Raw genomic sequence first — 25971 nt, 5'->3', positions numbered from 1 at the left:
CCGCGGTCGAACTCGCGCGGCTGCTCGACGACCCGGCCACCCGCGTGCACGCGACCGCCGAACGCACGATGCTCCACGGACTGCAAGGCCACTGCAACTCCCCGATCGCCGGGGCACTGCACGACCACGCCCGACGGACAGCTGTCCCTGATCGGGATGGTGTTCTCGCGCGAGGGCGGCACCTTCGCCTACGCGCACGAATGGGACTCCCCCGACCGCGCCCCCGAGCTGGGCGCGTACGTGGCAGCGACGCTCGCCCGCAAAGGCGCACGGGCGATCATCGACGGCATCCCGCACTGACCAGACCACCGCGAACCCGGCCGCGCCGCTGACACCGTTGGCCTGGGTGAAACGACGCGCCGCTCCGGCCCGGCGGAAGAGGGGCCGGAGCGGCTGTGTGCAGGGACCCCCGCATGCGCGGGGAACATGGCGTCGCGACCCGTGGGGCTGGCTGGGGTCACCCCCACTCGCGCGGGCGCCCGGGGCAGGTCATCCGGCAACCCCGGGCACTGCCAGCATAGGCCACCCTGCTGACAGCCCTCCGTCACCGAAAGCCCGGGTGCCGGCCCGGCCTTCTTGCTAGCCTCAGGGTCAGCCGGAGCGGCCAGGACGCTTATCCCAACCTGGGTTATCGCAACATTCGTTGCAGCACTCACGGAGGCCCCCGGCCCCGTCCCAGGTGGGACGTCTCCTATGTTCGCCGGTGTTCATCCTGCGAGGAGTAGCGTGCAGCGGTTGAGAAACTGGCGCCACATCCGGTGACCATCCATCTGCCGGACGGTCGAGCGAAACGGGGCGCCTAGGGTCTGTCCGGTGGATCATGCGTTTATCCAGAACAAGGCGGTGACCAGCACGATCGCCGCACGGAAGTTGCGAGCGAGCTTGTCGAACCGGGTGGCGATCCCGCGCCATTGCTTGAGCCGGTTGATGCAGCGTTCGACCACGTTGCGGCGCTTGTAGACAGCCGGATCGAACCCCGGCGGGCGTCCGCCGCGCGAGCCGCGGCGGGCCCGTCCGGCCTGCTGGTCGGCGCGTTCGGGAATGGTCGCGGCGATCCCACGACGCCGCAGTGACCGGCGGATCGCCGCCGAGCTGTATGCCTTGTCGGCGATCACCCGATCAGGCCGGCACCGCGGACGCCCCGGACCACTACGCGGCACCACGATCTGCGACAGCACCTCGGGGAAGGCGGTGCAGTCGTTGACGTCGCCCGGCGTGAGCACGACCGACAACGGCAGGCCGCGCCCGTCCACCGCCAGATGGATCTTGGTGGTCAGCCCGCCCCGTGACCGCCCGAGCGCCTGCCCGGATGCCCGGTTCGTCCTGTCCGGTTCCCCTTTTTGCGGGCGCCGGCGGCGTGCTGGTGCGCGCGCACGATCGTGGAGTCCACGCTGACGGTCCAGTCGATGCGGCCGACCGAGTCGTCATGGACCTGCACGTGGGTCAGGATGCGGTCGAAGGCGCCGTCGGCGGCCCACCGCCGGTACCGCTCGTACACCGTTTTCCAGTTGCCGTACCGCTCGGGCAGGTCACGCCACGGCGCACCGGTGGCCAGTTTCCACAGGATCCCGTTCAGCACCGTGCGGTGATCAGCCCACCGGCCGCCCCGGGCCGGCTGGGCGGGCAAAAGCGGCTCGATCCGCCGCCAGGCCGCATCGGTCAACTCATGCCGTCGCACCACGACACGCCATCAAACCCAGTCCCAAGATCGTCCTCAGCCGAACACCAAGATCGACCGGGCAGACCCTAGTGCCGGCGCCACGGCCCGGTGATCGCGAACGTGGTGCCCGGTTCGTAGACGTTGACGAACATCGTCCGGCCGTCCGGGGAGAACGTCACCCCCGCGAACTCCCCCCACTCCGGCTCGGCGTCGGTGCCGATGTTCTGCCGGTTGCGCGCCATCGGATACACCTTGCGGCTGCGCGTCACCCCGAACACGTGCTGGCCGCCGTCGCCGTCCTCGCACACCATCAGCCCGCCCTGCGGCGCCAGGCAGATGTTGTCCGGCGAATCGCCCGGAGCCTGCACGTCGCTGTCCGGCCCGAACACCAGCACCAGCGTCAGCCGCCGCCGCGCCGGCTCGTACGACCACACCTGCCCGAAGTGGTCGGCGCCCGCCCCCTCGCGGCGGCGGGCGTAGCTGGACACGAAGTACACCCGGTCGCCGCCCCAGTAGCAGCCCTCCAGCTTCTGCGCGTGCGTGATGCCGCGCCGACCGAAGTCCTGCAGACGGATCGGCGTCTGCCGGGCCAGCGGGTCGGGCACCTTCACCCACTCGATCCGCTCGAACACCGTGCCCGGCTCGCGCACGACCGACAGGTCCGGAACGTCCGGCACCCGCATCGCCTCCAGCCGCCCGCCCGCGCGCAGGCTGCCGATCCCGCCCCGCGGCCGGCGCGGCAGGAACCGGTAGAACAGCCCGAACGGCGCCGCGAACGCGTCCTCGGTCTCGTACACCACGCCGTCACGCGGATCGACGGCCACCGCCTCGTGCTGGAAGCGGCCCATCGCCGTCAACGGCACCGGCTCGGTGCGGCCGCGCGGGTCCACCTCGAACACGAACCCGTGGTCCTTCTCGTACCCGTTGGTGCCCGCGGTGTCCTCGGTCTCCTCGCACGTCAGCCACGTGCCCCACGGGGTCGGGCCGCCCGCGCAGTTGACCGCCGTGCCGGCGATGCCCACGCGTTCGGAGCGCACCCGGCCGGCGGCGTCCACCTCCAACACGGTGCAGCCGCCCTTGCCCGCCGGGTCGTAGGTCAACCCGTCCACGGCGGGCACCCGGTGGCGGGCGTCGGGACGGTTCTCGTGGTTGCGCACCAACCGCACCTCGCCCGGACGGCGCCCGGGGAAGGCCGCCATGCCGTCGTGGTGGCTGGGCACGGGCCCCTCCCCCGAACGCAGCGGTTCGCCCTCGCGCGACAGAATCGTGTAGCGGAACCCCCGCGGCAGATCCAGCACGCCCTTCGGGTCGGGCATCAGCGCCCCGTATCCGGCGGCGCCGCCGACGTCGGCGGCCTGCGCGCAGCCGGAGAACAAGGCCTCCACCGCCCCGGTGAACGCGATCCCGGCGCCCAGCGTGCCGGTACCTGCCAGAAGCTGCCGTCGAGTGACGGGCACGGACATGGGCCACTCCGCCGATCTGTGCGTCGCCAACGCGAACCGTTCGCGGCAACCGCCGCGGTTCACGATCTGTCGCCCGTGTTTCTAACACGACGTACCGACACAGAAACGGGCGAACATTGCCAGAATCGGACGCCGCCCCGTCCTCCGCACCGTGCATGCCGACGGCCCCTGGCCCACCACGTCGGCCCGCGAAGCGGACACCGGGGCGATCGGACGCGCCCGCGCACGGACGGCGGTCGTCCAGGCCCCCGGCGGGCGTCACGGCCCGAACGGCATGGTCAGGACGTGGGGTCCTGGTCGATCTCGCCCCGCCAGGCGCCCGTCTCCCGGCCGCGGGACTCGATGAACTCCTTGAACCGCCGCAGATCGCCCTTGACCCGCCGCTCCACCAGGTGCAGCGCGTCGGCGGCCTTCTCGACCATCCCCTGAGGGGCGAACTCCAGCTGCAGCATCACCCGCGTGGTGTCGGGCGCCAGCCGCTGGAAGGTCACCACGCCCGCCTGCCGCGGCTCGCCGACCGACGTCCAGGCGATGCGCTCGTCGGGGCGCTGCTCGGTGATCTCGGCGTCGAACTCCCGCCGCACCTTGGCGATGCTGGTCACCCAGTGGGTGCGGGTGTCGGACACCTGATCGATCCGCTCCACGCCCTCCATGAACTGCGGGAAGTCCTCGAACTGCGTCCACTGGTCGTAGGCGGTGCGCACGGGCACCCGCACGTCGATCGACTGCTCGATCGTGGTCATCTGGTCTCTCCTCCCTTGCGCTGTCGGCCGTGGCCCTGCCCGACAAAGCCAGACCCAAACAGCCCTACAGGCCTGGACAAGCGGCACAGACCCGCGGGCCCGGGGGCGTGCCGCGAGGTCCCAATGGTTTGTGAGCAATTGCCAACACCCCGCGGGCGGAGGAGCGCTGCGCCGTGGCGCGACCGCGCACACCAGCGACGAGGGCCGTCCTGTCGGCGCCGTCTAGCCGGCCCCGTGCGTCGTCCAAGGCCTGGCAACAACACCCGCAACGTGTAGGCGGCGGCCTGCGGCGACTCCCCTTCGCCGACGCCGTCGGCGTCGGCCTGAACGGCCTTGCCTCCTCGACAGGGCCTTTCCTGAACCCCGTGACGCCCTTGCACGCCGACCACCCAACGCCCTAGCAGTGGAGGGCCAAGGTTCAGAACGTGTCAGGGGGACGGTTCGGTCCCCTCCCCCGGCGCCGGGCCCTGCCGGAGCGCAGGGGCGGCGGCGCGCTGCAATCTGCCGGCCAGGTCCGCCAACCGCTCGGCCAGCTCCGGCCCGCTCCACTCCCGGCGTGTCTGCAGCAGCGCCAGCGGCCGCAGCAACCGCGCGGAGGTGGCGGAGGTCTCAGTCACCCGGCCAGTATCCCCGGCAATGAGGACGAAACCTGGCCTCATTGCCTCCTAACGTGGCCGGTCCGCTGTGCAGACCCGCGACACGGAAGGGAGCCCGTCCATGAGGGCCGTGCGGCGCGACCACATCGTCATCGAAGGCGCCAGGCAGAACAACCTCAAGAACATCACCCTGCGCATTCCCAAGGAACGGATCGTGGTGTTCACCGGGGTGTCGGGGTCCGGCAAGTCCTCGGTGGTGTTCGACACCGTGGCCGCCGAGTCCCGCCGCCAGCTCGGTGAGATGTTCAGCTGGTTCGTCCGCAACCGGATGCCCCGCCAGGAACGCCCCGACGCCGACGTCATCGCCAACCTCGCCCCCGCCGTCGTCGTCGACCAGCGGCCCCTCGGCGCCAACAGCCGCTCCACCGTCGGCACTGTCACCGACATCAACGCGGTGCTGCGCGTGCTGTTCTCCCGCTACGCACACCCCAGCGCCGGAGAGGCCGCCGCCTACTCTTTCAACGACCCCGACGGCATGTGCCCCGAATGCGACGGACTCGGCCGTGTCGCGCGCATGGACGTCGGCAAGATGCTCGACACCTCCAAGAGCCTCAACGACGGCGCCATCCGCTTCGCGCCCTTCGGCGTCGGCACCTTCCCCTGGCAGCTGTACGCCGAGTCGGGCCTGTTCGACCCCGACAAGCCCCTGCGCGAGTTCACCCCCGAGGAGATGGACCTGCTCCTGCACGGCAAAGGATTCCGCGTGCCGCGCCGCAACCGCACCGGCGAGATGGGCCACAACGCCTACGAAGGCATCGCCGAACGCTTCCACCGCCTGTACGTCGAACGCGGCCTCGACACCCTGCCCGACCGGCAGCGCCGCGAGGCGCTCGCGATGATCATCGACGCCGTCTGCCCGGCCTGCCGGGGCGACCGCCTCAACGCCGCCGCACGGGCCGCGAAGATCGACGGGCTCGGCATCGCCGACTACTGCCGCATGGAGATCAGCGAACTGATCACCGTGCTGGACGGCGTCGACGACCCGGTCGGCGCCCCCGTCGCCCAGGCCGCCCTCACCCGGCTGCGGCGGCTGGAGGCCGTCGGCCTCGGCCACCTCAGCCTGGACCGCCCCACCGCGACCGTGTCCGGCGGCGAGGGCCAGCGCCTGAAGGTCGTCCGGCACCTGGGCTCCAGCCTCACCGGGCTGACCTACATCTTCGACGAACCCAGCGTCGGCATGCACCCCGGCGACGTCGCCCGCCTGGGCGAACTGCTCGCCGAGCTGCGCGACAGGGGCAACACCGTCCTGGTCGTCGACCACGACCCCGACGTCATCGCCATCGCCGACCACGTCATCGACATGGGCCCCGGCGCCGGCGCCCGCGGCGGACGCGTGGTGTTCCAAGGCCCCGTCGCCGCCCTGCGCCGCGCCGACACCCTCACCGCACGCCACCTGCGCCGCCGCACCCCGCCCAAACGCGACGTGCGGCGTCCCGCCGGCCGGCTGACCGTCGCCGACGCCCGCACCCACAACCTCGACGGCATCACCGTGGACTTCCCCACCGGCGTGCTCACCGTCGTCACCGGCGTCGCCGGGTCGGGCAAGAGCACCCTGGTCAACCACGAGCTCGTGCCCCGCCACCCCGAAGCGATCGTGGTCGACCAGTCGCCCATCGCCGCCTCGCGCCGCGCCTGCCCCGCCACCTACCTGGGCGTCATGGACCACCTGCGCCGCCTGTTCGCCAAGGCCAGTGGCGCCGACCCCGGCCTGTTCAGCCACAACGCCGCCGGAGCCTGCCCCGCCTGCGACGGCAACGGCGTCATCGTCACCGACCTGGCGTTCATGGACCCCGTCACCACCACCTGCCGCGCCTGCGGCGGCAGCCGCTACCGGCCCGAGGCGCTGGCGCACACCCTGCGCGGCCTCACCATCGCCGACGTCCTCGCCCTCACCGCCCGCCAAGCCCTGGACGTCTTCCCCGAACGGCCCGTCGCCGCCCGGCTGCGCGCCCTGAGCGACGTCGGCCTGGACTACCTGCGCCTCGGCCAACCGCTGACCACCCTGTCCGGCGGCGAACGCCAACGCCTCAAACTCGCCACCCGCCTGCACCGCACCGGCGCGCTGTACGTGCTGGACGAGCCCACCGCCGGCCTGCACATGGCCGACGTGGACGGCCTGATCGCGCTGCTGGACCGGCTCGTCGACGCCGGCAACACCGTGATCGTCATCGAGCACAGCCTGCAGGTGATCAAGAACGCCGACTGGGTCATCGACCTCGGCCCGGGCGGCGGAAAACACGGCGGCCGCGTCGTCTTCACCGGCACCCCCGCCGACCTCCTCACCGCCACCGGCTCGATCACCGCCGAACACCTGCGCCGCCACCTGCGCGAAGACCCTCATGAAGATGCGCATGAGAGCCCGCGCCCGCACGCGGTCGCCCAGACGGACGAGCAGACATACGAGCAGACGGACGAGCAGGTCGACGAGCAGGTCGACGGCGCGGCTCTGCCCGCCTGACGTCCGTCCCGACGAACCCCTCAGGTCTGGAGGTGTCGACTTTGGTCGATGCCCTCGGATCGATCGGCCGATGCCGCCCCGCTCCCCGCCCCGACAAGCTGGGACCGGACGATACGGGGAGGAACAGTGACCACCACCAGGGGGAGCGCCGGGACCGACGCGGCGGCCGGCCGCCGCTGGCGGCTCGACCACGACGGACACCGCCTGCAGGTCGAGACCGAACGCGTCGGCTGGATGCGGATCGTGCGCCTGTACGTCGACGGCGTCCAGCACGCCCAGACCGAGGCGCTGCACCAGGCGCGGATCCCCTACCGGGACAGGTCCGTGCTGGTCGCCTTCGACCCCCTCGGCCTGCTGGACGGCCAGGCCGCCCGCTGCGTCCTGACCCCGCCGCGCCCCGCCGACGGCACCGGGCACGAAACCGAGCAGGGCGCCGACGACGGGACCGGGAACGACGCGCAAGACGGCTCAGACGACGACACAGACGACGACACAGACGACGACAGAGGCGGCGGCACCGACGAGGGCGACACGAACCTCCCGTTCACACCGCCGGAGGGAAGCCGTGCCGCCCGCCGCGAACGGTTCGCCCGCCGGCACCCCGCCCTGTACGCGTCACGGCACGTCGCGGCCGCGACCGCCAAGGTCGTGTTCGGCATCCTGGGCGTCAGCGCGCTCATCGGCGCCGTGGTGCGGCTGCTGCTGTCGTACCTGCCGCGTCCGGACGTCGACCTGCCCGATGTCGACCTGCCGGACCTGCCTCTTCCGGACATCCCGCGGCCCGACATCCAGCTGCCCGATGTCACGCTCCCGCCCTGGCTTCAAGCGGTCGTGGCCACCAGCAAGTACTGGATGCCGATCTTGATCGCCATAGGCGTCGCCGTCCACGAGGTCGACCGGCGCAAGAAGAACGACCGCCGACACGAGGCACAGCAGGGCGACGCACACCCCGGCGGCAAGCAGTCCTGAACCGTGCCCTCCCGGGGTCAGCGCCACAGGCCGGTCTTGTCCAGGGCCTCGGCGGGGGTGGCGGCCCGCAGCACCGCCTCCAGCGGGCGGCCGTGCTCGTCCAGAACCCGCCAGCCGCCCAGCTGCACCACCGGCACCCCGCCCCGCCGCACCGCCAGCGCCACCTCCGACAGCGTGCCCCACGACCCGCCGACGACGATCACCGCGTCCGCCGCGTTGACGATCACGTTGTTGCGGGCCTCGCCGAGCCCCGTCGGCAGCACCACGGTCAGATCCTCGCAGGCGCCCGCACGGTCCGCCGCCGACAGGACGCCCACCACCACGCCGCCCGCCCGGTACGCCCCGGCGGCCGCCGCGGCCATCACCCCGCCGTAGCCGCCGCACACCACCACCGCGCCGCGCCCGGCCAGCAGACGGCCCACCTCGCGGGCCTGCTCCCACTCGGTCCGCGAGCACTCGCGCGGCCCGCACACCGCCACCTGCACCGCCACCCGGACCCGCCCCGGCCTCTACCGGACGCCGCGCCGGGCCGCGATCTCGTCGATCGTCCGCGCCAACGCGAAGTCGCGTTCGGTCAGCCCGCCCGCGCTGTGCGTGGTCAGCGCGAACGTCACCCGGCGCCAGCGGATGTCGATGTCGGGATGATGGTCGGCCTCCTCGGCCGCCCGCGCCACCTCGCCCACCAGGTCGATCCCGGCCATGAACGAGGGCGCCTCGACAGTGCGCACGATCCGGTCGCCGTCGCGCGTCCAGCCCGGCAGCTCCCTCAACCGGACGGTCACGGCCGACTCCTCCAACCTGCCGGGCATCGCGCTCTCCTCCCCGCACACGACTGTCCGCCTGGCGTCTTCCTCACCACCTCCTCCCGACGGTAACCCGCCGCGGTCCACCCACACGCGATTCACCCACAGACGCACCGCCGGATCAGGTCGTCAAGTCGTAGACGGTGGCGCCGCCGACCGTGCGGGGGGCGAAGGTCGCCTGCACCCACGCGGCGATCCGCTGAGCGGCGTCGCTGCCGCCGGCAGCCCGGCCCCTGCCCGGCGCCCGCCCCGGGCCCATGCCGCCGACGATGAAATAGTGGATCTTCTTCTGAGCGACATACGCCCGGAACCGCTCCGGTGTCGGTGCCGGATCGGTGCCGTTGAACCCGCCGACCGCCATCACCGGCGTGCCCGTGGCCAGCTGGTACCCGGCGGCATTGGTGGCCCCGACCGTCGCCGCCGTCCACCGGTAGGAACCCGCGTCCGCCTTCAGCAGAGCCACCAGCTCCGCGCTCGGCGCGGGCGCGCGGAACGGCCCGCCTGACCCGCCACCGGGTCCGCCACTGGGTGGCTGGCCGCCGCGGAAACCACCGCCGCCCCCGGGCGGTCGGCCCGGCAGCCCCTGCGCGAAGCCCCCGCCGAGCGTTCCGGGCTGCGGACCGTCTTGCGGCCCCCGGCGCACACCCCCGGGCAGGCGGCCCGGCGGTCTGCCCGCCGGCGGACCACCGCGCCTGAAACGCCCCGGCCCGAATCCGGTCGACGGCCCGGCCGTCACGATCGACCCGGTGTGCGGGGTCGCGACCGTCTCCTGGACGTAGGCGACCGGCCCCGCAAGCGACGCCGCCACCCCCGCCGCAGCCGCCGCCCCCGCGATGCGTCCCGGCAGACGGGCCGCGCCCAGCAGCACCACCGCGGCCGCCAAGCCGACCGCCAGCACCGCCGGCACCAGCCACGGACGCCACTCAGGAGTGCGGTGCAGCAGCACAAACGACCACGCCGCCGTCGCAGCCGTCACCGCCGCGAGCGTCACGGCGGCCCCCGCCGCGCGCCGTCGCGGCCACAGCAGCCCCGCGCCCATGCCGACCAGAGCGGCGACGGCCGGGGCCAGCGCCACGGTGTAGTACTCGTGGAAGATCCCCCGCATCAGGCTGAACACCGCGGCCGAAACCAGCAGCCACCCGCCCCACAGCAGCAGCGACGCGCGCACACGGTCCGTCCGCGGCGCGCGCCGCACCGCCCACAGTCCCGCCGCCAGCAGGATCAGCGCCGCGGGCAGCAGCCACGAGATCTGTCCGCCCACGGCGTGGCCGAACATGCGGCCCCACCCGGCGTCCCGGTCGGTGTTGCCCAGCCCGCCGACCTCGTTGCCGTTGAGCCGCCCCAACCCGTTGTAGCCCACGGCCAGCTCCAGCACGCTGTTGTGCTGCGAGCCGCCGACATAGGGCCGCGCGTCGGCCGGCACCGCCGCCACGATCGCCACCCACCATCCGGCCGCCGCCACCAACGCCGCCGCGGCCGCGGCGAGCTGCCCGATCCGGCGACGCAACGACGTCGGCGCGGCCAGCAGGTACACCAGGCCGAACGCGGGCAGGACCAAGAACGCCTGCAGCATCTTGGCCAGAAACCCCAGCCCCGAAAGCGCCCCGCACACCACCAGCCAGCGCGTGGCGGCGTTCTCCTGCGCGCGCACCAGCGCGTACGCCGCCGCCGTCAACAGCAGCACCAGCAACGCGTCGGGATTGTTGAACCGGAACATCAGTGCGGCCACCGGCGTCGCCGCCAGCACGGCACCGGCCAGCAGCCCCGCCCCCGCCGCCACGGGTGCGGCGACGGCGCCGCCGAGCGCGCGCCGCACCGCCGCGTAGACGGTCGCGACGGTCGCCACGCCCATCAGCGCCTGCGGCACCAGAATGCTCCAGGAGTTCACCCCGAACACCCGCGCCGTCAACGCCATCGGCCACAACGCCGCAGGCGGCTTGTCCACGGTGATGGCGTTGGCCGCGTCCAACGATCCGAAGAAGAACGCCTTCCAACTGCTCGCCCCGGCCTGCACGGCGGCCGAATAGAAAGCGTTGGCCCATCCCGAGGCGCCCAAATCCCACACGTAAACCACCGCCGTGGCCGCCAGCAGCGCCATCAGCGCTGGACGCGCCCACCACGGGTCGCCTCCCAAGAACCGTGCCCGCCTCCGGGGCCTGGTGTCGGTGTCCGACACGCTCAGCATGCGTCTCCTCACCTCACTGCCGGGCCGACTGGTCATCGCATCTCCTCACGGCTGTGGCGAGGCGATCGCGTCTCACGCGCGACTGTCGACGCGGGGCGCCGTCCCAGACGCCGCGGGTGGAAGATCCACACGCGCATCAGCAGGAACCGCGCCAGCGTCGCCATCGCGTTGGCGCCCACCAGAGCCGCCGACTCCACCGGACGGGACGCGCCGGGCACGACCGCGTGCAGCGCCATCAGCGCCCCGGTGCTGAGCGCCAGCCCCAGCAGGAACGCCAGACCGCCCTCAAGGTGCTGGCGCAGCGCCCGCTCCGGGCCGGTCACCCCGAAGGTGAAGCGGCGGTTCGCGGCGGTGTTCGCCACCGTCGTGATCACCAAGGAGATCCCGTTCGCCCACAGCGGCCCGGTCACCGTGCGCAGCAGCACGAACAGCACCAGCTGCGCGATCGTGCTGACCAGCCCGATGACGGCGAACACCGGCAGCTGGCGGGCCATCCCGGCCGGCAGCCGCGGCCGAGGCCGCCCGTCCACCGGAGCGCGGAACGCGCCGGTCAGCATGCGGCGTCCCACACGCGCCATGCCTTTGAGGTCGTCCAGCGCGGTGCGCAGCACGTCCACCCGGCTGTCGGGGTCGTCCACCCAGTCCACCGGCACCTCGTGGATGCGCAGCCCGTTGCGTTCGGCCAGCAGCAGCAGCTCGGTGTCGAAGAACCACTGCTCGTCCTCGACCGACGGCAGCAGCGCCTGCGCGATCTGCGTGCGGGCGGCCTTGAAGCCGCACTGCGCGTCGGTGAACCGGGCCGCCAGAGCCGTGCGCAGCAGCAGGTTGTAGCACCGGGAGACCACCTCCCGTTTCGGGCCGCGCACCACCGCCGACCCCCGGGTCAGCCGCGACCCGATCGCCAGATCCGAATGCCCCGAGATCAGCGGCGCCACCAGCGGCAGGAACGCGTCCAGATCGGTGGACAGGTCCACGTCCATGTAGGCGACCACGTCCGCGTCGCTCATGCCCCACACATGCCGCAGCGCCCGGCCCCGGCCCTTCTGCTCCAGCCGCACCGCCCGCACCCGCGGCAGCTCGGCCGCCAGCCCGCGCGCCACCCGCCACGTGCCGTCGGTGCTGGCGTTGTCGGCCACGGTGATGCGGAACCGGTAGGGGAAGGTCTGCTCGAGGTAGGCGTGCAACCGGCGCACGCTGCGCGCCAGCACATGCTCCTCGTTGTGCACGGGAACGGCGATCTCCACCAGGGGGCCCCGCCCGCCCGGGTCCGGCGGGGGCGGCGGCGCCCCGGCGGGATCGGCCCGATCAGTGCCGCAGTGACTCATGGACGCACACCTTGACCGGGCGGTGTGGGAAGGCCCTGAGTCCTTCCTTAACCCCGTATGAGAAAGACCGTCCGCGAGGTTCAGTCCGGGGGTTCGGGGGCGCCGGGCAGGCGGACGCGCGCCAGCGTGCCGCCGCCGTCCGCCGCCTCCAGGCTCACCCGCCCGCCGGCCTCGCGCACCGCCCGCGCCACGATCGCCAGGCCCAGCCCCGACCCGGGCAGGCTGCGCGCCGACGGCGAACGCCAGAACCGGTCGAACACGTGCGGCAGCTCTTCGGCGGGGATGCCCGGCCCGCGGTCCCGCACGGTCAGCTCCCCCGCGTGCAGGCGCACGTCCACCGCGCCGCCCGGAGGGCTGAACTTCACCGCGTTGTCCAGCAGGTTCACCACGGCCCGCTCCAGCGACCCGGCGTCGCCGCGCACGAACCACGGCTCGACCCGCGTGCCGATGGCCACGCCCGGGCCGCGCAGCCGCGCCCGCTCCACGGCCCGCTCGACCGCCTCGTGCAGCGCCACGATCTCCTGCGCGGGCTCGCGGTCGGCGGGACGGGCCAGCTCCAGCAGGTCGTCCACCAGGCTGGACAGCTCCTGCATCTGCGCCTTGACGTTCACCAGCAGCCGCCGCCGCGTGTCCGGCGGCAGCTCACGCCCGGTCTCCTGCGCGCGCAGCAGCAGATCGACGGTGGTGCGCAGGCTCGTCAGCGGCGTGCGCAGCTCGTGCCCGGCGTCGGCGATCAGCTGCTGCTGCCGCTCCCGCGAGGCGGCCAGCGCCGCGGTCATCGTGTTGAACGACCGGCTCAGCCGCGCGATCTCGTCGTCGCCGTCCTCGGGGATGCGGGTGTCCAGGTCCTCGGTGCGGGCGACGTGCTCCACCGCCTCGGTCAGCTCGTCCACCGGACGCAGCGAGGCCCGCGCGATCACCAGGCCCGCGCCGGCCGCCCCCAGCACCCCCAGCGCCGCCACCGCGGCCAGGAACAGCGCCAGACTGTTCAGCGGCGCGGTGACCTCGTCCAGCGGGAGGGCGAACGACACCGCGGCGCGGGTGCCGTCCTCGGCCAGGAACGCGCGGGTGAGGACCCGCACGTGCCTGGAGGCGCCGTCGGCGTCGACCCCCGTGCCGTCGTGCAGCGCCATGCGCCGCTGCCCGCGCGCCACCTGCACGTCCACCGGCGTCACCGTCAGCGCCCCGCCGTCGGGCACCGTGCACGCACGGCCCTGCGGGGTCACCAGCTGCACGATCGCGTACGGGGCGGGCGGGAACCGCGCCCCGGCACGGCCGGTGGGGACGGACGAGCACGCCGCCAGCACCGAGCGCAGGTCCGGCCGCAGGCGCGGACCGCCGGGCCCGCGCGGGCCGCGGCCGTCCGGCGGCGGAGGCCCGCTGAGCGCCGCCAGCCGCTCGTCGAGCTTGTCGTACAGCCGGTCGCGCACCAGGAACCAGCTGACCGAGGCGCACACCGCCACGGCCACGGCCACCGCCAGCGCGGTCAGCAGCGCCAGCCGCCCGCGCAACGGCAGCCGCCGCATCATCACGCCGAGCGCAGCACGTAGCCCACGCCGCGCACGGTGTGGATCAGGCGGGGCAGCCCGCCGGCCTCGGTCTTGCGGCGCAGGTACATCACGTACACCTCCAGGGAGTTGGAGGCGGGTTCGAAGTCGAAGCCCCACACCGTCCGCAGGATCTGCTCGCGGGCGAGGACCTGCCGGGGATGCCGCAGGAACATCTCCAGCAGCATGTACTCGGTGCGGGTCAGCTCCAGCGGACGTCCGGCCCGCGACACCTCCCGCGTCAGCGTGTCCATCCGCAGGTCGTCGAAGGCCAGCACGCCGGGCGCGCCGTCACCGGCGTCGGCGGCGGCCGCGGCCATGGCGCTGCGCCGCAGCAGGGCGCGCACCCGGGCCAGCAGCTCGTCCAGCTCGAACGGCTTGACCAGGTAGTCGTCGGCGCCGGCGTCCAGCCCGGTCACCCGGTCGCCGACCATGTTCCGGGCGGTCAGCATCATCACCGGCAACGTCGCGCCGCGGGCCCGCAGCCGCCGGCACGCGGTCAGCCCGTCCATGCGCGGCATCAGCACGTCCAGCAGCACCAGGTCGGGCCGGGAACGCTCCACCTGCTCCAAGGCGGCCACCCCGTCGGCGGCCTCGGCCACCCGGTACCCCTCGAACTCCAGGCTGCTGGTCAGCGACTCCCGCACGGCGGGCTCGTCGTCCACGACGAGAATGCGGGCGCCCGCCGTCCGCCGCGTCCCCGGTTCCATGCGCACACCGTAACCAGCGCACACGCGTGCCGAAGCCCGGGACGGGCCATTCTCATCGCCCTTTCAGGAAACTCCGCCACGACCCGGTCACGACGGGCGGTCGGCGGGGGTGCGCCCGGGGACGCCGGGTTCGAGACGGACGAACACCGCCGCCGGCGGCCGTCGGGCGGGCGAAGGGCGCCGCCGCAAAGCCGCGCTGTAACGGGAAGGGTTCCGCAACGCACGAATGGTCATTTTGGGGACGGGGCGCGGAGCGGTTTCCGCGGCGCCGCGCACCACACCCGTGACCGGGGCGGACGCGTCCACGGCGCCGGGCTCGACCAGCGACGCGGTGGCCCGGGCGGCGCGCGCCAGCAGGTCGGCGACCGAGACCTCGCCGTCCCGCCGGGACGGCGGCTCAGGGGACGGACGGGTCGCCGCGGCCCAGCCGCTGCGCACGGCGTCCAGGACGGCCTCCCGCGCCACGTCCCGCATGAGCCCGCGCAACGCGGCCTTCATCGCCTCGCGCAGCGCGTCCCGCAGCAGTTCGGCCATGACCGCCTCGATCGCGGCGGTCGCGGCGCGCGTGGCGGCCTGCGCGGCCAGGTCGCGCGCGGTGCGCGCCACGGCGCTGCCCGCCACCGCGGCCAGCAGGTCGCCCGCCGAGCGGATGCGGTCGTTGCCGGAGGCCCGCCCGGCCGCCTCGGCGGCCGCGTCGGCCACCTCGACCGCCATGTCCGCCACGGCCGAGGTCACCGGGGTCAGCCCCGCCAGGTCGACGGCCCGGCGGGCCCGCGCGCGGGCGGTCCCGGCCAGCTCGCGCGCCGTCTCGACCGCGGTCTGCCGGACGATGCGGGCGACGATGTCGCGCCCCGCGACCAGCGCCACGTCCACGGCGGCGTCGGCGACCGCGTCCAGCGCGGCGTCGACGATCTGCCGGGTGGCCGCCTGCACGACCGGCGAGGAGACGGTGCGTTCGGCCACGTCCAGCACGGTGGCGGTGGCGGCGCGCGCCAGGGGGCTGCGGGCGGCCAGGCGCCGCGCCGCGGCGGCCATCGGGTGGGACGCGGCCTGCTCGACCATCTCCACCGCGGCGGTGGTGACCTCCAGCGCGGTGCCGGTCAGCACGTGCGACTCGGCCGCGGCGCGCGCCTGCGACACCGCCCGGTCCGCGGCCGAGGCCGCCAGCCGCACCGCGGCGTCGCGCGCCGCCTGCTCCACGGCCTCCCGCACCGGGCTGCGCATGACCTCCTCGACGATCCGGGTCGCGGCCCGCGTCGCCGCCTGGCGTCCCAGCCGCCTCACGGGCCCGGACGCGGCGGCCGCCAGCCGGGCCGCGTCGGCGCCGGTCGGCGCGAGCACCCCGGGCCGCACGTCGCCGACCCGCTCGTCGACGCGTTCGGGCGCCGTCCGGTCCAAACGCGCGGGGAGCGTCACCGCATGAGGCGCGGACCGGGCCGTCTCCCCGTCCGATCCGGGCGCCGCCACCGCGCCGCCCGCGCGGGTGTCCTCGCCGCCGGTGCCCTCGAGCTGGTCGTCCACGGCCACGCCCCCAATGACGTCGTCCTGCCCCTCACCATAACTTCCGTTGACCCGAAGACGAGATCGATCTCGATTTCGTTCCTGCGGTCCCGGCGGCGCGGGTCAGGGGGTTATGCCCTGGGACGCCCGCGGTTCTCACTCGCGGGCGGAAGCGGCGAACGAGCGGCGGGCGTGGGAGAGGAACGCGCGCACCGCGGGGGTCCGAGGGTTCTTCCACACCAGGGCCAGCAGCGCGTGCGCGTCCAGGTCGTCGATGAGGCGGGCGGTCAGGCGCCCGCGGTGCGCCTCGCCCACCGACTGGCCCACCGACTGGCCCGTCGGCTCGCGGGTCGGCGCGGCCGGCGACATGCCCATCGCTTCGGCCATCGAGGTGGACAGGATGCCGACGCCCAGCCCGCGCCCGGCCAGAGCGGCGACGGCGTCGGCGGCGCTGGCCTCGAAAGCGACCACCGGGCGGACGCCCCGGGCCGCGCAGCCCCGGTCGAACACCGTGCGCAGCCCTGTGCCGGGCGGCATGCACACGACCGGACGGCCGTCCAGGTCGCCCAGCGCGACCGTCCGTTGCTCCGCCAGCGGGTGCCCGGCGGGCACGACCGCGACCAGCCGTTCGCTGCTGACCGTCAGCGCGTGCAGCCCGTCCGGCTCGGCGGTCGCGGTGCCGACCAGCGCAAGGTCGAGCGCGCCGTCGCGCACGCCGTCCATCAGCCGGTCGGAGCCGTCCTCCAGCAGCGCGATCTCCACGCCGGGATGCGCCCGGTGGAAGCCGGCCAGCGCGTCGAACAGCGGCGTGACCGTGCAGCCGACCACCATGCCGACGGCCAGGCGCCCGCGGATCAGGTCCGTCACCTCGCCGACGGCCTGGCCCATCGCGTGCGCGGCGGCCAGCGCGGCCCGGGCGTGCTCCAGCGCCGCCTTGCCCGCCACGGTGAGCGTGGCGGTGCGCCCCGACCGGTCGAACAGCTCGGCGCCCAGCTCGCGCTCGAGCCGGCGGATCTGGGCGCTGACCCCGGACTGGCTGATGCGCACCCGCTCGGCCGCCCGGGTGAAGTTGCGCTCCTCGGCGACCGCGACGAAGTACTCCAGCTGCCGCAACTCCATAACTTTTGATTCTAGATTCCAGAAGAACAATCTGTTGGACTTCTGGTTCCGAGGTGAGCAGGCTGGATCGCGTCGGACGACCCCCACGACGGGGACCACGACTGGGAAGGAGACGCCAATGGCCGAGAACGAATACGAGAAGGCGACGCGGCCCGAGGACCTCACCCGCCTGTTCGTCGAACGCGCCAACGCCGGCGACGCAGCCGGGATCGCAGCGCTATATGAGGAGGACGCGGTGATGGCCTACCCGCCCGGCGGCCAGACCGTGGGGCGGCAGGCCATCCGCGAGCTGTGGGAGAAGGTGCTGGCCGGCCGCCCCCGGTTCGAGCCCGAAGAACCGCTGCCCACGCTGATCAGCGGCGACATCGCCCTGACCGGAACCGTGGCCAAGGACGGGACGGGCGTCCGCGCCCAGGTCGTCCGCCGTCAGTCGGACGGAAGCTGGCTGCGCCTGCTCGACCGGCCCGAGCTCGTCCCCGCCACCCGAGACGCCGCCTGAAACCGCGACCGGCTTGGCGGGCGGGTACCGGTCGCGGAGGCCCGATCGGTGCGGGGCGCGGTCCGGCACGTCAAAGGCCGCCCTCCGCGCACCGCGCCGCCCCCGGCGCGGCACTGGTCCGCCGGACCGCTCGCCCGGGCGGGAGGCCCCCGCTTGGGCTCCCCGCGAGCGGAACCGGACACATCACCCCGAGATTTTTCACACGAAAAGTGTTAACAAGGGGCAGTTTGTCTGATATGTGGTGGAGGTGACGGCAGTCACACCAGGGAGTGTCCATGGCCGTTCACCCTCCCGCCCCGCACGAGAAGACCCCCGCACCCCCCTCCGTCACCATCTCCGACGCCGCCTCCCCGACCGCTTCCCACGCCGCACCCGACTCCGCCGGCGCCGTCCCGCGGCGGACCGTCCTGCGCGCGGCGGCCGCCGGCGGCGGCGCGCTCCTGCTGGGCGCCTGCGCCTCCCGCAAGGACGCGCCCCGCCACGCCACCGCGGACCCGTGGCGGCAGTTCGCCGGAACGACGCTGAACTTCATCTCCGAGAACACCGCCCCCACCGCCGCCATCGCCGCCGACCTGCGGCCCTTCACCCGCCTCACCGGCATCCGCGTCAACATCGTCACGCTGGAACTGTCGGCCCTGGTGCAGAAGGTCGCCCTGGACCTGGCCTCCGGGCAGGCCCAGTACCAGGTCATCTACGCCGACCCCTACCAGGTGCTCGCCCCCTACTCCAAGGGCCTGGTCGAGCTGCGCGAACTGGCCGCCGAGCCCGACCTGCCCAAGCCGCCCGGCGGATTCGACGACTTCATCCCCACCCAGCTGGACGCCGCCGGACGCTTCGCCGACGACGACAAGGTGTTCGCCCTGCCCTACGACTGCCCGACGATGATCTGGCAGTACCGGCGCGACCTGTTCGACAAGTACCGCGACCGCATGGCCGCCGACCTGGGCTTCGACCCCATGCCCGGCGAGGACACCACCTGGGAGCAGTACTACGCCATCGCCGAGTGGTTCAACGACAACGCCGACGACGTCCCCTACGGCACCGGCCACCAGGCCAAACAGCACGACTCGCTGATGTGCGACTTCTCCAACGTGCTGTGGGCCCACGGCGGCGGCTACTTCGACGACGACCCCGCCGTCGGACGCCTCGGCGCCGTCGACCCCGGCCCGTGCCGCCTGGACTCCGACGCCGCCATCGCCGCCGCCGAGTTCTACCGCAGACTGCTCGCGATCGCCGACCCCGCCTCCCGCACCTGGGACTGGGACGGCGTCGGCGCCGCCTTCCGCGCCGGACGCCTGGCCATGTGCCCCAACTGGCACGAGTTCGCCGCCGCCAACGAAGAGGTCATGCCCGGCAAGGTCGGCTACGCGCCCCTGCCCAAGGGACCGGCCCGCCGCGCCGGCATGTACGGCGGCACCGGCATCGCCATCAGCGCCAACACCCTGCCCAACGAACGCCGCGCCGCCTGGCTGTTCCTGGTCTGGGCCACCTCGCCCGACACCCAGCTGCGCGGCCTGGCCAGCAAGGTCGGCGGCGGCACCCCCACCCGGCGGTCGGTGTACGACCGGCCCGACGTCAAGGCCGCCGCCCGCCGCCCGTCGCCGATGCCCAACCTGCTGACCACCGACGCCGTCGAACGGACCTGGCGCCCCGACGCCATCGGCCTGCGCCCCAAGATCCCCATGTGGAACGAGTGCGACACCGCCGTCTACACCGAGGTGTCGCGGATGCTGGCCGGCGACGCCTCCCCCGCCGAGGCGATGCGCTCCGCACGCCGACGCTTCGACCGCATCATCGCCCGGGGGTGGAAGGCATGACCGGACCCACGGCGCCCGCCGCCCCCGCCGACGCCGCGGGCGGCACCGCCCGCCCCACACCGCGCGCCCGGCGCGTCCGCCTGCTGCCCGGCTTCGAAGGACGCATGATGGCGCCCGGCCTGCTGCTGCTCGCCGCCCTGTCGATCGTGCCGTTCCTGGCCATCATCGTGATGAGCCTGGCCCGCGTCCGGCTGCTGGGCGGCGTCGGCCTGGACTGGGTCGGCGTCGACAACTGGAAGCGGTTCTTCACCGACCCCGACCTCGGCTGGATCTGGGTCCGCACCGGCGTGTACTTCACCCTCACCGTAGGGCTGGAGATGCTGCTGGGCCTCGGCCTGGCCCTGGCGGTATGGCGGCTGGCGCGCGGCCGCAACGCGGCGCTGACCCTGCTGCTCCTGCCGATGTTCGCCGCCCCCGTCATCGTCGGCCTGCTCGGCCGGTTCCTCACCGACTCCACCTTCGGCCTCTACACCTGGCTGCTGCGGCAGGTCGGCTACGACGGCGACATCCTGGGCTCCAAGGCGTCGGCGTTCACCGCCGTGGTCCTGATGGACGTGTGGGAGTGGACGCCGCTCGTCACGCTCATCGCCCTGGCGGGCCTGACGTCCATCCCGGCCAGTGTGCGCGAGGCCGCCGCCATCGACGGCGCCGGCGGCTGGAGCATGCTCGTCCACATCATCCTGCCGTCGATCTCCAACGTGCTGCTGGTGGCGCTGCTGATCCGCTCGATGGACGCCATCCGCTACTTCGACGTCATCTGGGCGACCACCGGCGGCGGCCCCGCCGACGCCACCAAGACCGTGCCGGTCCGGCTGTACGAGACCGCCTTCCGCTTCTTCGACCTCGGCTACGCCGCCGCGATCGGCCTGGCCATGCTCGCCGCCTCCATCGTCGTCGCCCGGGCGTTCATCCGCGTCCTGGACCGGGAGGGACTGACCCGATGACCCGCGCCGCCCCGATCGACCGCGGCAGCCGCCGCTCCCGCATCGCCGCGACCGTCGTCGTCGCCGTCGGCCTGGTCTGGACGCTCGTCCCCCTGGCCTGGATGGCGCTGTCGTCGGTGAAGCCGTCCGAGCAGGTCACCGCGGCCACCCCCGACCTGCTGTTCACCCCCACCCTCGGCAACTACCGCGAACTGTTCTCCGGCGCCAACGACCTGACCCCCTACATCTGGCACAGCGTCCTGGCCGCCGGGGCGGCGGCCGTCCTGGCGGTCGTGCTCGGCGCCCCCGCCGGATACGGCCTGGCCCGCGCCCGCACCCGCGGCAAACGGCACCTGTCCTTCTGGATCATCTCCACCCGCATGGCGCCCATCGCCGCCGTCGTGCTCCCGCTGTTCCTCATCTACCGGAGCCTCGGCCTGCTCGACTCGATCCCCGGCCTGGTGCTGGCCTACCTGACCTTCAGCCTGCCGTTCGCGATCTGGCTGATGAGCGCGTTCTTCGCCCAGGTGCCCCCCTCCCTGGAGGAGTCCGCGCTGGTCGCCGGGTGCTCGCGATGGCAGGCGTTCTGGTACGTGGCGCTGCCGCTGACCAAGCCCGGCCTGGTCACCACCTTCGTGCTGTGCCTGGTGTTCTCCTGGAACGACTACGCCTTCGCGCTGGTGTTCAGCGGCCCCGACTCGCAGACCCTGCCCATCGCGGCAAGCCAGCTGGTCACCCAGACCGGCATCGACTGGGGGCAGCTGACCGCGATCGGCACCATCGTCGTCGTCCCGATGATGCTCGTAGGAATCGCCGTACGCCGGTGGCTGGTCACCGGCCTGACGCTAGGAGCGGTCACAGGTGAGTGAGACCCTTTCCGCCGCCATCCCCTCAACCATGCGGGTGTCGCTGCTGCGCGGGGTGCGCGACCTGGTGCTGGACGAACGCCCCGTCCCCGAACCGGGACCGCACCAGGTCCTGGTACGGGTCACGGCCGTCGGCACCTGCGGCTCGGACGTCCACTACTACGAAGAAGGACGCATCGGCAGCTTCGTCGTGCGGCAACCCCTCGTCCTGGGCCACGAGTCCGGCGGCGTCGTCGCGGCCGTCGGCCCCGGCGTCACCCGCAACCGCCCCGGGCAGCGCGTGTCCATCGAACCGGGCGTGCCGTGCTTCACCTGCGACCAATGCCGCACCGGCCGCTACAACCTGTGCCCGGACATGCGGTTCTTCGGCACCCCGCCGATCGACGGCGCGTTCAGCGAATACGTCCTCGTGCACGAGGCCATGGCCCACCCAGTGCCCGACACCCTGTCAGACGAGGCCGCCGCGCTGCTGGAACCGCTGTCGGTCGGGGTGTGGGCGTGCCGCAAGGCGCAGGTCGGGCCCGGCTCGCGCGTCCTGGTGACCGGCGCCGGCCCCATCGGGCTGATCGCGCTGCAGACGGCCCGCGCGTTCGGCGCCGACGAGATCGTGGTGACCGACGTGCGCCCGCACCGCCTGGACCTGGCCGCCGACCTCGGCGCCGACGCCGTCGTCAACGTCGCCGAACGCGCCGTCACCGGCTTCGAGCCCGACGTGCTGCTGGAATGCTCGGGCGTCCCGGCCGCGATCGGCGCCGCGATCCGGCTGGTCGGCCGCGCCGGACGCGTCGTGCTCATCGGCATGGGCGGCGACGAGATCCCCCTGCCGCTCGACCACGTCCAGCGCTACGAGATCCAGGTCACCGGCACCTTCCGCTACGCCAACACCTGGCCCGCCGCGATCGCGCTGGCCGCGTCCGGCAAGGTCGACCTCGACCGGCTCGTCACCCACCGCTTCGACCTGGCCGACGCCGAACAGGCGCTGACCGTCGCGGCGCGGGACGAGACCGCCGTCAAACCCGTCGTCCGCCCGTGACCGGGAACCCGGGTGAACCGCAAGGGGCGCCCCTCCGACGCCGCCGTGGAACGGCGCCGGCAGGCCATCTTGCGCCACGTCATGGACCGCGGCGAGGCGCGCATCGACGACCTGGCCGCGCGGTTCGGGGTCAGCCTCATGACCGTGCACCGCGACCTGGACGCGCTGGCCGAGCGCCGGCTGCTGCGCAAGCTGCGCGGCCGGGTCGCCGCGCTGCCGTCGCTGACCGTCGAAAGCGCCGAACGGTTCCGCGAACGCCTGCACACCGCCGAGAAGGAGGCCCTGTGCGCCGCGGTCGCCGACCAGGTGCGCCCCGGAACCACGGTGCTGCTGGACGACTCCACCACCCTGCGTCCCCTGGCCCGCCGCCTCACCCGCGTCGAAGGGCTCACCGTCGTCACCAACTCCCTGGCGATCGCGACGATCCTGGGCGGCGCGGACCGCGTCGAGGTGGTGCTGGTCGGCGGCCGCTACCGGGGCGACTTCAACTCCTGCTGCGGACCGGACGTGACCGCCGCGCTCGCCCGCATCACCGCCGATCAGTCGTTCGTGTCGGCCGCCGCCCTGCTGGAGGGCCGCCTGTTCCACCCCAGCCGCGACTCCGCCGAGGTCAAGGAGGCCATGCTGGCGGCGGCCCGCCGCAACGTGCTGCTGGTCGACCACTCCAAGTTCGGCAAGACCGCCACCTACGCCTACGGCGACGCCGCCCGCTACGACCTGGTCGTGACCGACGCGGCCACACCCGCCGAGGAGATCGGCGCGCTGCGCGCCCTCGGCGTCCCCGTCCACATCGTCCATCCCGGGTGACAGCCCGCCCCGCGCGACGAAGGGAGAACGCGCCGACATGCGAGCAGCAGTCATCGAGACGCCGGGGAACGTGTCCGTCACCACCGTGCCCGACCCCGCACCCGGCCCCGGCCAGGTCGTCGTCGCCGTCGCCGCCTGCGGGATCTGCGGCACCGACCTGCACATCTTCGACGGCGACTTCGCGCCCACCCCGTACCCGATCGTGCCCGGCCACGAATTCGCCGGCGAGATCGCCGCCGTCGGCCCGGACGTGCACGGCCTGCGCGTCGGCGACCGCGTCGCCGTCGACCCGTCGCTGTTCTGCGGGCACTGCCACTACTGTGAACGCGGCCAAGGCAACCTGTGCGACGTCTGGAACGCCATCGGCGTCACCCGCGACGGCGCCTGCGCCGAATACGCCCTCGCGCCCGCCGCCAACTGCCACCGGCTGCCCGACCACCTGGACCTCTCCCACGCCGCGCTCATCGAACCGCTGTCGTGCGCCGTGCGCGGCTTCGACCTGCTGCCGCGCCGCCTGGGCGACCACTACCTCATCTACGGGGCAGGGACGATGGGCCTGATGATGCTGCAGCTGGCCCGCCGCGCCGGGGCCGCCTCCATCAGCGTGGTCGACCTGAACGCCGCACGCCTGCCGGTCGCCGCCCGCCTGGGCGCCGACGCGGTGGCCGCCTCCGCCGACGAGTTCGACCGCCCGCAGGGCTGGGAGATCGTGATCGACTGCACCGGCGCCGTCGCCGCCATCGAGGACGGCCTGACCCGCGTGCGGCGCGGCGGCACCTTCCAGCAGTTCGGCGTCGCGCCCGCCGACGCCACCGCCCGGTTCTCCCCGTTCCGCGTCTACAACGACGAGATCACCATCGTCGGCAGCATGGCCGTCCTGCACAGCTTCGGCCGCGCCGTGGAGCTGATGGGCCGCGGCGTCATCGACCCCGACATCATGATCAGCGACCGGTTCGCCCTGGACCGCTACCCCGAGGCCCTCGACGCCTTCCGCAACGGCATCGGCCGCAAGCTGCAGATCCACGCGGCGGCCGGGTGACGCCGCGACGGCCCCTGCGGGCAGGTCACAACCGCCGAGCCGCACGCCAGGTCGGCCTGTCGAGGCGCTCGACGGCGCACTCCGCGAGGAGTCCCACCTCGGCGGCACGCGCGCCTCGTCCGCGGGGTGGCAAGGGACGCGGGTACTCCGGGCATGACCTAGGGCGCGCCGGGAACCTGCGCGTCTACCGCCCGGCTGTCCTGTCGCCCTCGCACGATCGGATGAACCGGGATCCCCACTCCCGGATCTGATCGCGCAGCTCAGGCGGCTCCAGGACACGGAAGTCGGCGCCGACCACGCCCAGCGCCATGGCCGGCCAGTCCAGGGACTCGGTGGTCATGCGCACCCGGCAGCGCTCGGCGTCGACCTCCTCGACCGTGCTCCACCGGCCGATCCGTTCACGCACGCCTCACCGACGAACAGGCGCGGCGGCGCACCACCGTCAGCGCACTGTGCCTGGGCGGTCTGATCAAGCACGTCGCCGCCGTCGAACGCACATGGGCGGACTTCATCCTGAACGGCCCGTCGGCGATCGGCGACGCCGCCGCCATGACCGAAGAGGACTGGGCCCGCCGGGACGCCGAGTTCCGCCTGCTGCCCGACGAGACGCTGGCCGGGGTGCTGGCCGACTACGCCGAGGTCGCCCGCCGCACCGACGAGCTGGTCGCCACCCTGCCCGACCTGGACGCCGCCCACCCGCTGCCGAAGGCGCCCTGGTTCGAACCCGGCGCGCAGTGGTCGGCCCGCCGGGTGCTCATGCACGTCATCGCCGAGACCGCCCAGCACGCCGGCCACGCCGACATCATCCGCGAGTCCCTGGACGGCGCCAAAAGCATGGGCTGACCAAGGCCGCCCGCACCCCACCGGCCGCCTTCGCCTCCGCCGTCCACCGCCCGGAACGGGAGACATGCCGACGGTTCGCCCTGTGTGCTGTACCGGGGACGGGCACCGTCGCCGCCCCATGCGTTGCAGTCGTCCCGCGCGCGCGTTACGCAGGATCAAACAACACGATCGGCGGCGCGGTACCGCTGATCGCACCGATCGAGCGCGTCACCGGAGCCGTGATCAACGCCTCGGCACCGGGTGGCCGGCGACGGCGCCCGCCCACACCACCGACAGCACGATCGCCCGTACCGCGCCCTCGAGGACCAGGTACGCGAACGGCGCGTAGGTCCCGGCGATGATGTGAGGTAGATGTTGGCGCGGTCGAAGCGGCGCAGCCAGTCGCCGCCTCCTGGCCGGATATACGCCGAGCCACCCCTCAAGTGCGTTCCGTGCGCCTGGCTTGACGGTTTCTCCGCGACCATGCGATCCTACTGCCGGGATCGAGGTTGACAAAGCTGTATACGTGTGGACACTTGTCTGCGCTCTGTTCTATGCTGCCCTTCCGCGCTTGCCCTCGACGTCCCACTCCCGTTCGGCTGTGATGTCGTTCGGCGTGCGCGGAAACCGTCCGCCGTGAGCTTTCGGAAGGACAACTGTTGGCAGCCTCGCGCAACGCCTCGAATACCGCAACCGGTCCGCACCGCGTCTCCTTCGCGCGCATCAAGGAGCCGCTGGAAGTTCCGGATCTTCTGTCGCTGCAGACCGACTCGTTCGACTGGCTGCTTGGGAACGAGAGGTGGAAGGCCCGGGTCGAGGCGGCTCGGCAGGCCGGGCGTAAGGACGTCCCGACTCAGTCGGGTCTGGAGGAGATCTTCGAGGAGATCAGTCCGATCGAGGACTTCTCCGGGACCATGTCGCTGTCGTTCCGGGACCACCGGTTCGAGCCGCCGAAGTACTCCGTTGAGGAGTGCAAGGACAAGGACATGACCTACTCCGCCCCGATGTTCGTGACGGCGGAGTTCAT

The 25971-nt window shown here is 73.3% G+C and carries 24 protein-coding genes and 1 pseudogene; 12 read left to right on the top strand and 13 right to left on the bottom strand.

The window, feature by feature from the left end; genetic code table 11:
- Positions 1 to 156: 156 nt before the first annotated feature.
- On the top strand, positions 157 to 300 hold the full coding sequence (locus AR3_RS30805; protein ID WP_157406755.1) for a hypothetical protein: 144 nt from the start codon (positions 157 to 159) through the stop codon (positions 298 to 300).
- Positions 301 to 818: 518 nt separating this feature from the next.
- On the opposite strand, the gene AR3_RS29925 is transcribed toward AR3_RS30805, so the two are convergent.
- From AR3_RS29925 to AR3_RS23365, 4 genes are all read right to left on the bottom strand, one after another.
- A protein-coding gene (locus AR3_RS29925; protein WP_217998718.1) for an IS5 family transposase occupies positions 819 to 1678 on the bottom strand; the annotation gives its coding sequence in 2 pieces (ribosomal slippage) (positions 819 to 1306 and positions 1306 to 1678; 861 coding nt in all).
- 68 nt (positions 1679 to 1746) lie between these two features.
- Positions 1747 to 3123, bottom strand: coding sequence for an alkaline phosphatase PhoX (locus tag AR3_RS23375; protein WP_067916827.1), 1377 nt, complete (start codon positions 3121 to 3123; stop codon positions 1747 to 1749).
- A 278-nt stretch (positions 3124 to 3401) separates the two neighbouring features.
- The gene (locus tag AR3_RS23370; RefSeq protein ID WP_067916825.1) at positions 3402 to 3866 is read right to left on the bottom strand and encodes an SRPBCC family protein; all 465 of its coding nucleotides are present in this window, start codon (positions 3864 to 3866) and stop codon (positions 3402 to 3404) included.
- Positions 3867 to 4294: 428 nt separating this feature from the next.
- The gene (locus AR3_RS23365; RefSeq protein WP_169803877.1) at positions 4295 to 4483 is read right to left on the bottom strand and encodes a hypothetical protein; all 189 of its coding nucleotides are present in this window, start codon (positions 4481 to 4483) and stop codon (positions 4295 to 4297) included.
- A 100-nt stretch (positions 4484 to 4583) separates the two neighbouring features.
- Here AR3_RS23365 and AR3_RS23360 point away from each other — a divergent pair, with 100 nt between their 5' ends.
- Together AR3_RS23360 and AR3_RS23355 are read left to right on the top strand one after the other, a co-directional pair.
- Positions 4584 to 6980 (top strand): ATP-binding cassette domain-containing protein, encoded by a 2397-nt coding sequence (locus tag AR3_RS23360; RefSeq protein WP_083951815.1) that lies wholly within the window; start codon positions 4584 to 4586, stop codon positions 6978 to 6980.
- Positions 6981 to 7106: 126 nt separating this feature from the next.
- Entirely contained in the window at positions 7107 to 7949 is an 843-nt protein-coding gene (locus tag AR3_RS23355; protein WP_067916820.1) for a hypothetical protein, read from the top strand.
- A 17-nt stretch (positions 7950 to 7966) separates the two neighbouring features.
- Here AR3_RS23355 and AR3_RS23350 read toward each other — a convergent pair whose 3' ends face one another.
- The 8 genes from AR3_RS23350 to AR3_RS23315 form a co-directional block, all read right to left on the bottom strand.
- Complete coding sequence (locus tag AR3_RS23350; RefSeq protein ID WP_067916818.1) at positions 7967 to 8440, bottom strand: SLOG cluster 4 domain-containing protein; 474 nt, start codon at positions 8438 to 8440, stop codon at positions 7967 to 7969.
- A gap of 18 nt (positions 8441 to 8458) precedes the next feature.
- Entirely contained in the window at positions 8459 to 8758 is a 300-nt protein-coding gene (locus tag AR3_RS23345; RefSeq protein ID WP_067916816.1) for a 4a-hydroxytetrahydrobiopterin dehydratase, read from the bottom strand.
- A 115-nt stretch (positions 8759 to 8873) separates the two neighbouring features.
- Entirely contained in the window at positions 8874 to 10937 is a 2064-nt protein-coding gene (locus AR3_RS23340) for a mannosyltransferase YkcB-related protein (protein ID WP_106259322.1), read from the bottom strand.
- 32 nt (positions 10938 to 10969) lie between these two features.
- Entirely contained in the window at positions 10970 to 12262 is a 1293-nt protein-coding gene (locus tag AR3_RS23335; RefSeq protein WP_083951812.1) for a bifunctional glycosyltransferase family 2/GtrA family protein, read from the bottom strand.
- Between the two features lie 80 nt (positions 12263 to 12342).
- Positions 12343 to 13791, bottom strand: a complete 1449-nt coding sequence (locus AR3_RS32685; RefSeq protein ID WP_067916838.1) for a HAMP domain-containing sensor histidine kinase — start codon at positions 13789 to 13791, stop codon at positions 12343 to 12345.
- Entirely contained in the window at positions 13791 to 14519 is a 729-nt protein-coding gene (locus AR3_RS23325) for a response regulator transcription factor (protein ID WP_067916811.1), read from the bottom strand. Before AR3_RS23325 ends, AR3_RS32685 begins: the two co-directional genes overlap by 1 nt.
- An 87-nt stretch (positions 14520 to 14606) precedes the next feature.
- Complete coding sequence (locus tag AR3_RS23320) at positions 14607 to 16046, bottom strand: hypothetical protein (RefSeq protein WP_067916809.1); 1440 nt, start codon at positions 16044 to 16046, stop codon at positions 14607 to 14609.
- A 129-nt stretch (positions 16047 to 16175) separates the two neighbouring features.
- The gene (locus AR3_RS23315; RefSeq protein WP_067916807.1) at positions 16176 to 17138 is read right to left on the bottom strand and encodes a LysR family transcriptional regulator; all 963 of its coding nucleotides are present in this window, start codon (positions 17136 to 17138) and stop codon (positions 16176 to 16178) included.
- Positions 17139 to 17256: 118 nt separating this feature from the next.
- On the opposite strand from AR3_RS23315, the gene AR3_RS23310 reads away from it, so the two are divergent.
- The 7 genes from AR3_RS23310 (at position 17257) to AR3_RS23280 (ending at position 24122) form a co-directional block, all read left to right on the top strand.
- A complete protein-coding gene (locus tag AR3_RS23310) occupies positions 17257 to 17637 on the top strand; it encodes a YybH family protein (protein WP_067916805.1) in 381 nt (126 codons plus the stop codon).
- 275 nt (positions 17638 to 17912) lie between these two features.
- Positions 17913 to 19454, top strand: coding sequence for an extracellular solute-binding protein (locus AR3_RS23305; protein WP_083951810.1), 1542 nt, complete (start codon positions 17913 to 17915; stop codon positions 19452 to 19454).
- Positions 19451 to 20398, top strand: a complete 948-nt coding sequence (locus AR3_RS23300; RefSeq protein WP_217998714.1) for a carbohydrate ABC transporter permease — start codon at positions 19451 to 19453, stop codon at positions 20396 to 20398. The genes AR3_RS23305 and AR3_RS23300 overlap by 4 nt, the downstream gene beginning before the upstream one ends.
- Positions 20395 to 21246 (top strand): carbohydrate ABC transporter permease, encoded by an 852-nt coding sequence (locus tag AR3_RS23295; RefSeq protein ID WP_067916804.1) that lies wholly within the window; start codon positions 20395 to 20397, stop codon positions 21244 to 21246. Before AR3_RS23300 ends, AR3_RS23295 begins: the two co-directional genes overlap by 4 nt.
- On the top strand, positions 21239 to 22276 hold the full coding sequence (locus AR3_RS23290) for an NAD(P)-dependent alcohol dehydrogenase (protein ID WP_227023409.1): 1038 nt from the start codon (positions 21239 to 21241) through the stop codon (positions 22274 to 22276). The genes AR3_RS23295 and AR3_RS23290 overlap by 8 nt, the downstream gene beginning before the upstream one ends.
- 12 nt (positions 22277 to 22288) lie before the next feature.
- Positions 22289 to 23083, top strand: coding sequence for a DeoR/GlpR family DNA-binding transcription regulator (locus AR3_RS23285; protein WP_217998713.1), 795 nt, complete (start codon positions 22289 to 22291; stop codon positions 23081 to 23083).
- Positions 23084 to 23120: 37 nt separating this feature from the next.
- Positions 23121 to 24122 (top strand): zinc-dependent alcohol dehydrogenase family protein, encoded by a 1002-nt coding sequence (locus tag AR3_RS23280; protein ID WP_067916803.1) that lies wholly within the window; start codon positions 23121 to 23123, stop codon positions 24120 to 24122.
- A gap of 184 nt (positions 24123 to 24306) precedes the next feature.
- On the opposite strand, the gene AR3_RS31825 is transcribed toward AR3_RS23280, so the two are convergent.
- Positions 24307 to 24528 (bottom strand): WCX domain-containing protein, encoded by a 222-nt coding sequence (locus AR3_RS31825; protein ID WP_067916802.1) that lies wholly within the window; start codon positions 24526 to 24528, stop codon positions 24307 to 24309.
- 44 nt (positions 24529 to 24572) lie between these two features.
- Here AR3_RS31825 and AR3_RS23270 point away from each other — a divergent pair, with 44 nt between their 5' ends.
- Both AR3_RS23270 and AR3_RS23265 read left to right on the top strand, forming a co-directional pair.
- A complete protein-coding gene (locus tag AR3_RS23270) occupies positions 24573 to 24965 on the top strand; it encodes a DinB family protein (protein ID WP_390099389.1) in 393 nt (130 codons plus the stop codon).
- A gap of 638 nt (positions 24966 to 25603) precedes the next feature.
- Positions 25604 to 25971: pseudogene (locus tag AR3_RS23265) on the top strand (DNA-directed RNA polymerase subunit beta); the annotation flags it as partial.

This window comes from Actinomadura rubrobrunea NBRC 15275 (assembly GCF_001552235.1).
GTDB classification, from domain to species: Bacteria; Actinomycetota; Actinomycetes; order Streptosporangiales; family Streptosporangiaceae; genus Spirillospora; species Spirillospora viridilutea.
The sequence above is the reverse complement of the archived record's forward strand: the minus strand, read 5'-3'. Positions and strand labels throughout refer to the sequence as shown.